Source organism: Streptomyces violens, from assembly GCF_000717745.1.
Classification (GTDB): Bacteria; Actinomycetota; Actinomycetes; order Streptomycetales; family Streptomycetaceae; genus Streptomyces; species Streptomyces violens.
Genome location: NZ_JOBH01000010.1, coordinates 88,782 through 102,020 on the forward strand (window position 1 = coordinate 88,782; position 13,239 = coordinate 102,020).

General features: G+C 70.0%; 10 protein-coding genes. 4 read left to right on the forward strand and 6 right to left on the reverse strand.

The genetic code is table 11. The features are described from left to right. Positions 1–37: 37 nt before the first annotated feature. Together IF04_RS0119630 and clpB are read right to left on the reverse strand one after the other, a co-directional pair. Positions 38–568 (reverse strand): YbjN domain-containing protein, encoded by a 531-nt coding sequence (locus IF04_RS0119630; protein WP_030259103.1) that lies wholly within the window; start codon positions 566–568, stop codon positions 38–40. A 116-nt stretch (positions 569–684) separates the two neighbouring features. Further along, the gene (clpB, locus tag IF04_RS0119635) at positions 685–3,336 is read right to left on the reverse strand and encodes an ATP-dependent chaperone ClpB (RefSeq protein WP_030259106.1); all 2,652 of its coding nucleotides are present in this window, start codon (positions 3,334–3,336) and stop codon (positions 685–687) included. Between the two features lie 214 nt (positions 3,337–3,550). Here clpB and IF04_RS0119640 point away from each other — a divergent pair, with 214 nt between their 5' ends. Next, positions 3,551–3,955, forward strand: a complete 405-nt coding sequence (locus tag IF04_RS0119640) for a pyridoxamine 5'-phosphate oxidase family protein (RefSeq protein ID WP_030259108.1) — start codon at positions 3,551–3,553, stop codon at positions 3,953–3,955. Between the two features lie 323 nt (positions 3,956–4,278). Further along, complete coding sequence (locus IF04_RS0119645; RefSeq protein ID WP_030259113.1) at positions 4,279–4,683, forward strand: hypothetical protein; 405 nt, start codon at positions 4,279–4,281, stop codon at positions 4,681–4,683. 39 nt (positions 4,684–4,722) lie between these two features. On the opposite strand, the gene IF04_RS0119650 is transcribed toward IF04_RS0119645, so the two are convergent. Genes IF04_RS0119650 through dnaK form a run of 4 tightly spaced genes read right to left on the reverse strand, consistent with a single transcriptional unit; the run spans position 4,723 to position 8,905 of the window. Beyond that, positions 4,723–5,181 (reverse strand): heat shock protein transcriptional repressor HspR, encoded by a 459-nt coding sequence (locus IF04_RS0119650; protein ID WP_030259115.1) that lies wholly within the window; start codon positions 5,179–5,181, stop codon positions 4,723–4,725. A 2-nt stretch (positions 5,182–5,183) separates the two neighbouring features. Then, positions 5,184–6,368: a molecular chaperone DnaJ gene (dnaJ, locus tag IF04_RS0119655; protein WP_030259118.1), complete on the reverse strand. Its 1,185-nt coding sequence runs from the start codon at positions 6,366–6,368 to the stop codon at positions 5,184–5,186. Between the two features lie 39 nt (positions 6,369–6,407). Further along, the gene (gene grpE / locus IF04_RS0119660) at positions 6,408–7,052 is read right to left on the reverse strand and encodes a nucleotide exchange factor GrpE (protein ID WP_030259121.1); all 645 of its coding nucleotides are present in this window, start codon (positions 7,050–7,052) and stop codon (positions 6,408–6,410) included. After that, positions 7,049–8,905 (reverse strand): molecular chaperone DnaK, encoded by a 1,857-nt coding sequence (gene dnaK, locus IF04_RS0119665; RefSeq protein ID WP_030259125.1) that lies wholly within the window; start codon positions 8,903–8,905, stop codon positions 7,049–7,051. The genes grpE and dnaK overlap by 4 nt, the downstream gene beginning before the upstream one ends. 425 nt (positions 8,906–9,330) lie before the next feature. Between dnaK and IF04_RS0119670 the strand changes: the two genes are divergently transcribed. Together IF04_RS0119670 and IF04_RS0119675 are read left to right on the forward strand one after the other, a co-directional pair. Then, a complete protein-coding gene (locus tag IF04_RS0119670) occupies positions 9,331–11,598 on the forward strand; it encodes a (Fe-S)-binding protein (RefSeq protein WP_030259128.1) in 2,268 nt (755 codons plus the stop codon). A gap of 204 nt (positions 11,599–11,802) precedes the next feature. Beyond that, positions 11,803–13,128 (forward strand): FG-GAP repeat domain-containing protein, encoded by a 1,326-nt coding sequence (locus IF04_RS0119675; protein WP_037960009.1) that lies wholly within the window; start codon positions 11,803–11,805, stop codon positions 13,126–13,128. The last annotated feature ends 111 nt before the right edge of the window (positions 13,129–13,239 follow it).

The following is a 13,239-nucleotide window of genomic DNA, read 5'->3' on the forward strand; positions in this document are numbered from 1 at the left end:
GCTCCGGGGCCCTTCCGCAGAACCGTCGTAACGGGGCTCACGCCTCGTCGTCGGGCTTCTTCGTGTCGCCGTCGATGTCGGCCTCCAGGCCGAGCTGCTCGATGAGCCACTTGTCGAACTCGATGGACGCGCGGATCCAGCTGACCGTGCTGGAGACGAAGTGCTCCAGCGAGACACCGGTGCCGACCAGCATCGATGCCTCACCGATCAGACGGACCGTGCCGTCGTCGTGGGTGTGGGTGTAGGCCTTGGGCCACAGGGTGCGGCGGTTCCAGTCGTCGATCGCCTCCAGCAGCTTCGCCTTGAGCTCGATGCCGTGCGGGCGGTCGTAGAACGTCCGGACGGAGAAGATCTGCTGCTCCTCCTCGCCACGGAACATGAAGTACGTGCGGAACTGCTCCCACGGGGCGGCGAGGTCGCCCTCGTCGTCGACGACGTACTTCAGCTCCATCTGGTCAAGGAGCTGCTTGACCAGGTCCTGATCGGGCACGATCGGCCCCTCAGGCCCGGTCGGCTGCGGTTCGGGCTGGCCCCCGAAATTCGGAATCGAGGACGGGTCGATAGTCACCGTGGAAGTCCCTTCGTATGGTCCTCGCCATCCTCCCCCACACCCGCCCCGTCCTGGCAAGCGGACGGGGCGGGTCGGGTAGACGGCACCGCCGCAACGGCGAGGGCGCGCGCCGGTCAGGCCGCTGCCACCGGCTCCCGCTCCGCCGTCACGGAAAGGTGGTCGCCGTCCACATCCACCCGTACGGTGTCGCCGTCGCGGATGTCGCCCGCCAGGATCGCCCGGGCGAGCTGGTCGCCGATGGCGGTCTGGACGAGGCGGCGCAGCGGCCGGGCGCCGTACGAGAGGTCGGGCTGCGCTTGCTCCGGCTTGTCGATCACCGGCTCCTGGCCCAGCCACGCCAGCCAGGTCAGCGCCGCGTCCGAGACGTCCAGCGTCAGCCGCCGGTCGGCGAGCCGCTTCTGCAGGTGCGCGATCTGGATCTGCGCGATCCGCTGGAGCTGGTCCGTGCCGAGCGGGTGGAAGACCACCGTGTCGTCCAGCCGGTTCAGGAACTCCGGGCGGAAGGCGGAGCGGACCGTCTCCAGCACCTTCTCCTTCTTCTGGTCCTCCTTCAGCAGCGGGTCCATCAGGAAGTTGGAGCCGAGGTTGGAGGTCAGGATCAGGATGGTGTTGCGGAAGTCGACCGTGCGGCCCTGGCCGTCCGTGAGCCGGCCGTCGTCCAGCACCTGCAGCAGGATGTCGAAGACCTCGTGGTGGGCCTTCTCCACCTCGTCCAGGAGGACGACGGAGTACGGGCGGCGACGGACGGCCTCGGTGAGCTGGCCGCCCTCCTCGTATCCGACGTAGCCGGGAGGCGCGCCGACCAGCCGGGCGACGGAGTGCTTCTCGCCGTACTCCGACATGTCGATGCGGACCATCGCCCGCTCGTCGTCGAAGAGGAAGTCCGCGAGCGCCTTGGCCAGCTCGGTCTTGCCGACACCGGTCGGGCCCAGGAAGAGGAACGAGCCGGTCGGGCGGTCGGGGTCGGCGATCCCGGCACGCGTGCGGCGCACCGCGTCCGACACCGCGCGCACGGCCTCGGTCTGCCCGATCAGCCGCTTGCCGAGCTCGTCCTCCATGCGCAGCAGCTTCTGGGTCTCGCCCTCCAGCAGGCGGCCGGCCGGGATGCCGGTCCAGGAGGCGACCACGTCCGCGATGTCGTCGGGACCGACCTCCTCCTTGACCATCGACTCCTTGGACGCCTCCTGCTCGGCCTCGGCGGCCGCGGCCTCGTCCAGCTCCCGCTCCAGGCCGGGGATCTCGCCGTACAGCAGCTTCGACGCCGTGTCGAAGTCGCCGTCGCGCTGGGCGCGTTCGGCCTGGCCGCGCAGCTCGTCGAGCTTCTCCTTCAGCTCGCCGAGGCGGTTCAGGCCCTGCTTCTCCTTCTCCCAGCGGGCGGTCAGGCCGCGCAGCTCCTCCTCCTTGTCGGCGAGGTCCTTGCGCAGCTTCTCCAGGCGCTGGACGGAACCGGCGTCGGTCTCGTTCTTGAGCGCCAGCTCCTCCATGCGCAGCCGGTCCACGGAGCGCTGGAGCTCGTCGATCTCCACCGGGGAGGAGTCGATCTCCATGCGCAGCCGCGACGCCGACTCGTCGACCAGGTCGATGGCCTTGTCGGGGAGGAACCGGGAGGTGATGTACCGGTCGGAGAGGGTGGCGGCGGCGACCAGCGCGGAGTCCGCGATCTGGACCTTGTGGTGCGCCTCGTAACGGCCCTTGAGGCCGCGCAGGATCGCCACCGTGTCCTCGACCGTCGGCTCGGCGACCAGCACCTGCTGGAAGCGCCGCTCCAGCGCCGGGTCCTTCTCGATCCGCTCGCGGTACTCGTCGAGCGTGGTCGCGCCGACCATCCGCAGCTCGCCGCGGGCCAGCATCGGCTTGAGCATGTTGCCCGCGTCCATGGCGGAGTCGCCGCCGGCGCCCGCGCCGACGACCGTGTGCAGCTCGTCGATGAAGGTGATGATCTGGCCGTCGCTGGACTTGATCTCCGCCAGGACGGTCTTCAGCCGCTCCTCGAACTCACCGCGGTACTTCGCGCCCGCGACCATCGCGCCGAGGTCCAGCGCGACCAGCCGCTTGTTGCGCAGCGACTCGGGCACGTCGCCCTTCACGATGCGCTGCGCCAGCCCTTCCACTACGGCGGTCTTGCCGACGCCCGGCTCACCGATCAGCACGGGGTTGTTCTTCGTACGCCGCGAGAGCACCTGCACGACGCGGCGGATCTCCTGGTCCCGGCCGATCACCGGGTCGAGCTTGCCCTCGCGCGCGGCCGCGGTGAAGTCCGTACCGAACTTCTCCAGCGCCTTGTACGTGCCCTCGGGGTCGGGCGTGGTCACCCGCCGGCCGCCCCTGCTCTTCTCGAAGGCGTCCAGCAGCTTCTTGGCCGAGGCACCCTGCTGGTCCAGCAGCTCGCCGGTGGCCCCGCCCTTCGCGGCGACGCCGATGAGCAGGTGCTCGGTGGAGATGTAGTCGTCGCCCAGCTCCTTGGCGCGCTGCGCCGCGTCCGCTATCACGGCGAGCAGCTCGCGGTCGGGCTGCGGCGGAGCGACGGTCGAGCCCTGGATGCTGGGGAGCGCGGCGATCCGGCGCTCGGCCCCGGAGCGCAGCGCCGCGGCGTCCGCGCCGACGGCGGCCAGCAGATCGATGATGTTCGCGTTTTCGTCGGACTGCCCGGCGAGAAGCGCGAGCAGCAGATGGGCAGCGGTCATGTCCGCGTGCCCCGCGGTCACGGCCCGCTCATTGGCGGCGCTCAGCGCCTCCCGGCTCTTGTTGGTCAGCTCGGCGTCCACGTGCTCGCGCTCCTCCTCGTACCTCTGGCCTGCATGTACATGGCCCTCGCGGGCCGATCCTGCCTAGCTCAACGTGCGATAAGTTGAGTCTATTCCACTCAAGCCCAAAACGCCGACCCTTGAGCCCGTCCACCGCCCCCTGGGGTGCCCGCTGGCCGCCCGCCCACTCCTGGTCCCGTGAGTAGACCGCGCGAGGCCCCCGTAAGGTGCGGGCATGGCTCAAGACCTGCGGAATCCCGATCCCGAGTACCTCGCCTTCTGGCGGGAGCGGCATGTGTGCACCCTGACCACCCTGCGCCCGGACGGGACCCCGCACGTCGTGCCGGTGGGGGTGACGTACGACCACGAGCAGGGGCTGGCCCGCGTCATCACGAGCAAGGGCGGCACCAAGGTCCGCAACGTCCTGGCGGCGGGCGACGGCGGCGCGCGCGTCGCGGTATGCCAGATGCAGGGACGGCGGTGGGCCACGCTGGAGGGGCTGGCGACGGTCCGTACGGACGCGGAGAGCGTGCGGGACGCGGTGGAGCGATACGCGGTGCGGTACGAACGGACCCCGCGACCCAACCCCGAGCGGGTGGTCATCGAGATCCGGGTGACGAGGATGCTCGGGCGGGCATGAGCCCCGGTGGGTGACCAGTTCTGCCCAGGATTTGGTCCGTTCCGGACCGAATACGTCAGCTGGAGGCCGAATGAGGTCAAAAACGCGCACCAGCAGGGCGTACGGAATCGCCTGCACGCCTCCTGACCCGCTTCCTCGGGCCGAATCCTGCCCGCGCTGCGGCGGCCTGCTCGCCGTCAACCAGGACGGATGGAAGATCTGCCACGCCTGCGGCTACGCCTCGCCACCCGGCACCGCGTCGCCGCCCCGCTCCGCCCACAGCGGTATCGTCACCCCCACAGTCGTCAGAGCCTGTGTCTAGACCTCAGGTCCCGGGGGGCACGATGAATGCGGTGCGAGTGACGGCGATCGCGTGCTTGATGCCGCTGTCCGAGCTGGACGACGATCCGTTCCTGGTCGACGACCGCCGCCAGCACGAGATGTGCTCGCAGTGGGCCGCGGACCGCGACTACCGCCTCACCTGGCGGCTGAGCCTGCACCACCTGCGCGCCGACCACTGCGCCCTGTGGCAGGACGTGGAGGCGGGCCTGGTCGATGTCTTCGTCGTGCCGAACCGCCGCGCCCTGGAGAACGCCGTCGACTCGGCCGAGGAATTCACCGCCCGGTGCGTCGCGGCCGGCGTCCGGCTGGAGACCGCCGACCTCGCCGAGCCGGTCTACACCGCGGCGATGAAGTCCCATGTGCACCGCCGGCTGTCGATGCCGACGGCCGGATACAACGGCTGCTGAGACCGGATCCGGATACAACGGCCGCCGAAACGAAGGCCGTTACTCGGACGTCCGCTTCGGGCGCCACACGACCAGCGCGCTGGTCTGCTGCACGTCCTGATACGGGACCAGGTCACGGCGGTAGCTGGCGTGCACCGCCGCCTCCCGCTGCTGGATCGCGGCGGCGGCGCCCTCCACCGCGCTCTGCAGCTCGGCGACCCGCTGCTGGAGCGCCGCGACCTGGTTCTCCAGTTCGATGATGCGCTTGATGCCCGCGAGGTTGATGCCCTCGTTCTGCGAGAGCTGCTGCACCTGGCGGAGCAGCTCGATGTCACGGGCCGAATAGCGCCGACCGCGCCCGGCCGTACGGTCCGGTGAGACCAGGCCGAGCCGGTCGTACTGGCGCAGCGTCTGCGGGTGCAGGCCGGAGAGCTGAGCCGCGACGGAGATGACGTACACCGGCGACTCGTCGGTCAGTTCATAGGGGTTACGACTGCGCCGCCCGCCCCGGCTGTCCATCATCAAGCTCCCTTCGCGGCCTGGTAGAGCTTCGCTCGCGGGTCCTCACCCGCGGTCGCCTCGCGGTACGCCTCCAGCGACTCACGCGCCTTGTCGCCGAGGTCCTTGGGCACGACCACCTCGATGGTGACCAGGAGGTCGCCCCGGGTGCCGTCCTTGCGCGCCGCGCCCTTGCCGCGGGCCCGCATCGTCCGGCCGTTCGGCGTCCCGGCCGGGACCTTCAGGGTGACCGGCGGTCCGCCCAGGGTCGGCACCTTCACCTCGCCGCCGAGCGCGGCCTCCGGGAAGGTGACCGGCACGGTAACGGTGAGGTTGTCGCCCTTGCGGCCGAACACCGGATGCGCGTCGACGTGCACGACGACGTACAGGTCGCCGTTGGGCCCGCCGCGCTCGCCCGGAGCGCCCTTGCCGCGCAGCCGGATCCGCTGCCCGTCCGAGACGCCCGCGGGGATGCGCACCTGCATCGTGCGCGAACTCGTCGCGCGTCCGCTGCCCTTGCACACCTCGCAGGGGTCCTCGGCGATCAGGCCGCGGCCCTTGCAGTCGGCGCACGGGTCGGTGAGCGAGAAGCCGCCGCCCGCGCCCCGGCTGACCTGCCCCGTCCCCACGCAGGTCGGGCAGACCCGCGGGGTGCCGTTCTTGTCGCCGGTGCCCGAACACGCCTTGCAGGGCGACGGGCTGGACATCCGCAGCGGGACCGTGGCCCCGTCCACCGCCTCGGTGAAGCTGAGCGTCACCTCGGACTCGATGTCCTGGCCGCGGCGGGGCTGCGTACGCGTCCCCGCGCCGCCGCCCCTGTTGAACAGGCCGCCGAAGACGTCCCCGAGGCCACCGCCGAAGCCGCCGGCGCCCGCTCCACCCTGAGCGCCCCCGAAGAGGTCACCCAGGTCGAAGTTGAAGCTGCCGGCGCCGGCCCCGGCGCCACCGGGACCCGCCCGGAAGCCGCCGTTGCCGAACAGCGCCCGCGCGTCGTCGTACTCCTTGCGGCGCTTGGGGTCGCCGAGGACGTCGTTCGCCTCGGAGATCTCCTTGAAGCGCGCCTCGGCCTGGGCGTCGCCCTTGTTGGCGTCCGGGTGGTTCTCCCGGGCGAGCTTGCGGTACGCCTTCTTGATCTCGGCGTCGGTGGCGTCCTTCGGGACGCCGAGGACCTTGTAGTAGTCCTTCTCGACGAAGTCCTTGGTGCTCATCCCCGACGTCCCTCCTCCCGTACTGTCCTGCTTCTCACGTCAGCCCTCGTCCGGGCCACCGCTCTCCTCGTCCGACTTCTCCTCGGACTTGGCGGCCTGGGCCCCCGGCTGGGGCTCGGCGACGGCGACCCGCGCGGGGCGAATCGTTCGCTCGCCGATCCGATACCCCGGCTGCAGGATCGCAACGCACGTCGTCTCCGTGACGTCCGGTGCGTACGAGTGCATGAGCGCCTCGTGGATCGTCGGGTCGAAGGGCTCGCCCTCCTTGCCGAACTGCTGCAGGCCGAGCTTGGCCACGACCGTCTCCACCGACTCGCCGACCGACTTGAAGCCGCCGACCAGCTCACCGTGCTCGCGGGCCCGGCCGATGTCGTCGAGGACCGGCAGGAGCTCGGACAGGAGGTTCGCCGCGGCGATCTCCTTGACCGTCACCCGGTCCCGCTCCACCCGCCGGCGGTAGTTCTGGTACTCGGCCTGGAGCCGCTGGAGGTCCGCGGTGCGCTCGTTGAGCGCGGTACGCACCTGGTCCAGCTGGGCCGTCAGGCCGACGTCCTGATTCGCGTCCCCGGCCGGGGCCGGGCCCGCCTTGTCGGCGGACCCGGCGACCTGCGCCGCATCGTCAGGGGCTGCGGCGTCAGAGGGGACGTCAGGCTTCTCGTCAAAGCCCGGGGTCTCCTCCGTCACGCGGCACCATCCTTCTTGGGCTTCTCGTCGTCCACGATCTCAGCGTCGACCACGTCGTCCTCGGCCTTGGCCTGCTCGCCACCGGCGGCACCCTCGGCACCGCCCGCGGCCTGCGCGCCCTGGGCGTCGGCGTACATGGCCTGGCCCAGCTTCTGCGAGACGGCGGCGACCTTCTCGGTGGCCGTACGGATCTCGGCCGTGTCCTCGCCCTTGAGCTTCTCCTTCAGCTCGCCGACGGCGGTCTCGACCTCGGTCTTCACCTCGGCGGGGACCTTCTCCTCGTTGTCCTTGAGGAACTTCTCCGTCTGGTAGACGAGCTGCTCGCCCTGGTTACGCGTCTCGGCGGCCTCGCGGCGCTTGTGGTCCTCGTCCGCGTAGCGCTCGGCCTCCTCGCGCATGCGGTCGACCTCGTCCTTCGGCAGCGAAGAGCCGCCGGTGACGGTCATCTTCTGCTCCTTGCCCGTGCCCAGGTCCTTCGCGGTCACGTGCATGATGCCGTTGGCGTCGATGTCGAAGGAGACCTCGATCTGCGGGACGCCACGCGGGGCCGGCGGCAGACCGGTCAGCTCGAACATGCCGAGCTTCTTGTTGTACGCCGCGATCTCGCGCTCGCCCTGGTAGACCTGGATCTGCACGGAGGGCTGGTTGTCCTCGGCGGTGGTGAAGATCTCCGAACGCTTGGTCGGGATCGTCGTGTTCCGCTCGATGAGCTTGGTCATGATGCCGCCCTTGGTCTCGATACCGAGGGACAGCGGGGTGACGTCCAGCAGGAGGACGTCCTTGACCTCACCCTTGAGGACACCGGCCTGCAGCGACGCGCCGATGGCGACGACCTCGTCCGGGTTGACGCCCTTGTTGGCGTCCTTGCCGCCGGTCAGCTCCTTGACGAGCTCGGCGACGGCCGGCATACGGGTCGAACCGCCGACCAGGACCACGTGGTCGATCTCGGACAGCTGGATGCCGGCGTCCTTGATGACGTTGTGGAACGGGGTCTTGCAGCGGTCGAGCAGATCGCTGGTGAGCTGCTGGAACTGCGAGCGCGTGAGCTTCTCGTCCAGGTGCAGCGGGCCCTCGGCCGAGGCGGTGATGTAGGGAAGGTTGATCGTCGTCTCGGTGGAGGACGACAGCTCGATCTTCGCCTTCTCAGCGGCCTCGCGCAGGCGCTGGAGCGCCATCTTGTCCTTGGACAGGTCGACGCCGTGGCCGTTCTGGAACTGCTTGACCAGGTAGTCGACGACGCGCTGGTCCCAGTCGTCACCACCGAGCTGGTTGTCGCCGTTGGTCGCCTTCACCTCGACGACACCGTCGCCGATCTCCAGCAGCGAGACGTCGAAGGTACCGCCACCGAGGTCGAAGACCAGGATGGTCTGGTCGTCCTTCTCCAGGCCGTACGCCAGCGCCGCGGAGGTGGGCTCGTTGACGATGCGCAGGACGTTCAGGCCCGCGATCTCGCCGGCCTCCTTGGTGGCCTGCCGCTCGGAGTCGTTGAAGTACGCCGGAACGGTGATGACCGCGTCCGCGACCTTCTCGCCGAGGTACGACTCCGCGTCCCGCTTCAGCTTCTGCAGGATGAACGCGGAGATCTGCTGCGGGTTGAAGCTCTTGTCGTCGATGTCCACCTTCCAGTCGGTGCCCATGTGGCGCTTGACCGACCGGATGGTCCTGTCGACGTTCGTGACCGCCTGGCGCTTCGCGACCTCGCCGACGAGCACTTCACCGTTCTTGGCGAAAGCGACGACGGACGGCGTGGTCCTGGCGCCCTCGGCGTTGGTGATGACGGTGGGCTCACCGCCTTCGAGAACACTGACGACGGAGTTCGTCGTGCCCAGGTCGATGCCGACCGCACGTGCCATTTCGATTCCTCCAGCTGACATTGAGTGGAACTGGCTCAAGGGTGCACCAGAGATCCGGCCCTGTCAAAGGACCTGAGCCAGAGCCACTCAACTCTCCTGCCGAAGATCTGCGCAGCGCGTTATTTCCGCAGGTCACAGCAGTGCGAGAAGCAAGAAGAAGAAGCATCGGCGCGCGACGGACGCGTCAACGACACCCCCACCCTCCCTCTCACGGGCGACCGCCGCATCTCCGGCGTGTCGCGCGCGCACCAGCGGGAGGAGTCGTACGACACCCTTAGGCCACCCTCAGCGACGCAGATCACCGCCGCGCCCGGTACAGCAGGGCGTGAATAGTGGGTAATCTCGGAGGGATTAACTAAGTTACTGCTTAGTAGTCACCGAGACACCACCGAAGAACCCGCTCACGCAGGCCCGAGGAGCCACCCATGCAACTCGCCGCGATCATCGTGTCGCTGGTCCTAATCGCGGTCGGCGTCGCACTGTTCGGCCGCGCCATTGTGCAGATCTACCGCTACATGCGGCTCGGACAGTCCGTACCCGCCGGTTCACGGACCAATGACCCCACGCAGCGCACCGTCACGGTGGTCAAGGAATTCCTCGGCCACACCAGGATGAACCGCTGGGGCGTCGTCGGCGTCGCGCACTGGTTCGTCGCGGTGGGCTTCTTCTCGCTGCTGCTGACGATCGTCAACGCCATCGGCCAGCTGTTCAAGGCCGACTGGCTGCTGCCGGTCATCGGTGAGTGGGCGCCGTACAACGTGTTCGTCGAGTTCATCGGCACGATGACGGTGCTCGGCATCCTCGCCCTGATCGTGATCCGGCAGCTGAGCAAGCCGGGCAAGGCGGGCCGCAAGTCGCGCTTCGCCGGCTCCAACTTCGGCCAGGCGTACTTCGTCGAGGCCGTCATCCTCATCGTCGGCGTCTGCATCTTCATGCTGCACGCGCTGGAGGGCGCCCAGCACCACGTGGACAGCTACGAGGCGTCGTTCTTCATCTCGTACCCGGTCGTCTCGTGGCTGGAGGGCCTGGACGTCTCGACGCTCCAGAACCTCACCTACTTCTTCGCCGGCCTGAAGATCGCGACGTCCTTCATCTGGATGATCACCGTCGCGCTCAAGACCGACATGGGCGTCGCCTGGCACCGCTTCCTGGCCTTCCCCAACATCTGGTTCAAGCGCGAGTCCGACGGCGATGTCGCGCTCGGCGCCCTGCTGCCGATGACCAGCGAGGGCAAGGAGATCGACTTCGAGGACCCGGGCGAGGACGACCAGTTCGGCGTCTCGCAGGTCGAGCACTTCTCCTGGAAGGGCCTGCTGGACTTCTCCACCTGCACCGAGTGCGGCCGCTGCCAGTCGCAGTGCCCCGCGTGGAACACCGGTAAGCCGCTCTCCCCCAAGCTCATGATCATGGCGCTGCGCGACCACGCGCACGCCAAGGCCCCGTACCTGCTCGCCGGCGGCGGCAAGGACGCGGAAGGCAACGAGAAGGCTTCCGAGGAGCAGCTCAAGGACGTGCCCAAGGAGGCGCTGGCCGAGGCCGAGCGTCCGCTGGTCGGCACCCTCGAGGAGAACGGTGTCATCGACCCGGACGTGCTGTGGTCCTGCACCACCTGCGGCGCCTGCGTCGAGCAGTGCCCGGTGGACATCGAGCACATCGACCACATCGTCGACATGCGCCGCTACCAGGTCATGATCGAGTCCAGCTTCCCCAGCGAGGCGGGCACGATGCTGAAGAACCTGGAGAAGAAGGGCAACCCCTGGGGCCTGGCCAAGAAGCAGCGGCTCGCATGGACCAAGGAAGTCGACTTCGAGGTCCCGGTCGTCGGCAAGGACGTCGAGGACCTCACCGAGGTCGACTACCTCTACTGGGTCGGCTGCGCCGGCGCCCTGGAGGACCGCGCCAAGAAGACCACCAAGGCCTTCGCCGAGCTGCTGCACATCGCCGGCGTCAACTTCGCCATCATGGGCGGCGACGAGAAGTGCACCGGTGACTCCCCCCGCCGTCTGGGCAACGAGTTCCTCTTCCAGCAGCTGGGCGCGGAGAACGTCGCCACGCTGAACGCGGCCTTCGGCGAGGACGACGAGGACGAGTCGACCAAGAAGCCGAAGTCCAAGAAGAAGATCGTCGCGACCTGCCCGCACTGCTTCAACACAATCGCGAACGAGTACCCGCAGCTCGGCGGCGAGTACGAGGTCATCCACCACACCCAGCTGCTGCAGCACCTCATCGACGAGGGCCGCCTCACCCCCGTCACCCCGGTCGAGGGTCTGATCACCTACCACGACCCCTGCTACCTGGGCCGCCACAACAAGGTCTACACGCCGCCGCGCGAGATCATCGCCAAGGTGCCCGGCCTGCGGAACGAGGAGATGCACCGCCACAAGGAGCGCGGCTTCTGCTGCGGCGCCGGCGGCGCCCGGATGTGGATGGAAGAGCGCATCGGCAAGCGCATCAACAACGAGCGCGTGGACGAGGCCCTGTCCCTCAACCCGGACATCGTCTCCACCGCCTGCCCGTTCTGCCTGGTCATGCTGACCGACTCGGTCAACGGCAAGAAGAACGATGGCAAGGTCAGCGAGAACGTCCAGGTCGTCGACGTGGCCCAGCTCCTGCTGGACTCCGTCAAGACCCCGGCCGACCCGGCCGGCGAGGCCGAGCCCGCCGACGAGCCGGAGCCCGAGCCGGTGAAGTAACCCGCTGTACGTCCCTTCGACGGCCGGTCCCGCAGTTGCGCGGGACCGGCCGTCGTCGTTGCGCACCCGGGTCCGGCGCCCGCTGCACACCTGTGCCCCGCGCCCTCCGTGCACCGTGTCCGGAACCGGACGAACGTGCGGACCCATGACGTATGTCCGTGCGAACATGAGGCGCCGGATACGGATGGGGCGCTGGGGGGCGAAGTGCGGTACCGGAGATCACGAGCGGCACGCGCGGCGGGGGCCGGGCTGTGCTGCGCACTGCTGGTGGCCGGCTGCGGCCTGCTCCCGGCGGGCGGCGGCGCGCGCTCCGCGGCCCACCACGCCGCGTCCGGCCCCCCGGTACGGCCCGTCCCGCACGGCAAGGGCAGCAAGAAGGCCGACGACTTCAACGGCGACGGCCACCCCGACCTCGTCCTCGACACGCTGCTCAACCCCGACGACAGCCACGACGACGACCCCGGCATCGGCATCGTCTACGGCTCGGACCACGGCCTCGACCCGGCCGTGCGCCGGCTCCTCACCCCGGCCCGGCACGCGGCGCCCACGGACGGCGTCGTACCGGCCGTTTTCGACGCCGAGGCCGCCTGCGACCTGGACGGCGACGGCTTCACCGACCTCGTCGTCAGCACCGACCCGCCGTACGACGGCCGGGGCCGCCCGCCCGTCCCCGTACAGCTCCTCTTCGGCTCCCCCGAAGGGCTCACCGCGCGCGCCGTGAAGCTGCGCATCCCCGACCGCGCCAGATTCGGCAACGAGTGGCCCGACCAGCCGGTCTGCGGCGACTTCGACGGGGACGGCGCGCAGGACCTGGCGGTCACCGCGTCCGGGCCGCGGGCGAGCTTCCTGCGTGGCCCGTTCACCCGCGCGGGCGCGCCGAAGGGGGCCGGCGCGCCGCTGGACGTCCCCGGCACGGCGCTCGCCGGGCTGCCGACGCCCGTCGATGTGGACGGGGACGGCGCCGATGACCTGCTCGTACGGTCCGGCGCTCCGGGCCGCCGCGCGCCGGGGCGGCTCGCGCTGGGCGGCGCGCGGGGGCCGGACGCGGCGGGGGCCGCGCTGCCGACGGGGTACGACGTGGCGTTCGGGCGGTTCGACGGCGGCGCGTCGGCCGACGCAGTGGTCACCGGGGGCGGCCGGCTCGCCGTCCGGTACGGCATCGGCACGGCGGCCCCGCGGAGCGCCGCGGTCCGGGTGGCGGGGCGGTCGGTGGCCGCCGGGGACGTGACCGGCGACGGCCGTACGGACCTGGTCGTCTCCGGCGGCACGGGGCGCCCCGTGCTCCTCCCGGGCTCGGCCGCCGGCCTGCGCGCGGACCGCGAGCAGGCCGTGCCGAAGGCCCCCGGGATGCCCGCCGCCGCCCGCGCGGCGGTGCTCCGGCTGGCCGACTACGACCACGACGGACGGGCCGACCTGGTCCTCCTCACCCGCTCGGGCGGCCGGGACGCGGTCACGGTGCATCGAGGGACGGCGTCCGGATTCGCGGACGAGCCCACGGTGTCGTTCAGTACGGCGGCTTTTACTGAGTGAGCGCGCCTGGGCCCGCCGGCCAGGTGCGTACGGCGTGCAACCCTCCTGCCCCCTCGCGGGTCTTGTGATCGTCAACTGCCGCTGGACTCCGGGTGAATGCCCGGTGACGCG

Coding starts and splice junctions, on each gene's coding strand:
- IF04_RS0119650 (WP_030259115.1), bottom strand. CDS start 5,181: ATGGACAGCCGGGGCGGGCGGCGCAGTCGTAACCCCTATGAACTGACC.
- IF04_RS0119670 (WP_030259128.1), top strand. CDS start 9,331: ATGCAACTCGCCGCGATCATCGTGTCGCTGGTCCTAATCGCGGTCGGC.
- dnaJ (WP_030259118.1), bottom strand. CDS start 6,368: ATGAGCACCAAGGACTTCGTCGAGAAGGACTACTACAAGGTCCTCGGC.
- dnaK (WP_030259125.1), bottom strand. CDS start 8,905: ATGGCACGTGCGGTCGGCATCGACCTGGGCACGACGAACTCCGTCGTC.
- IF04_RS0119640 (WP_030259108.1), top strand. CDS start 3,551: ATGGCTCAAGACCTGCGGAATCCCGATCCCGAGTACCTCGCCTTCTGG.
- IF04_RS0119645 (WP_030259113.1), top strand. CDS start 4,279: ATGAATGCGGTGCGAGTGACGGCGATCGCGTGCTTGATGCCGCTGTCC.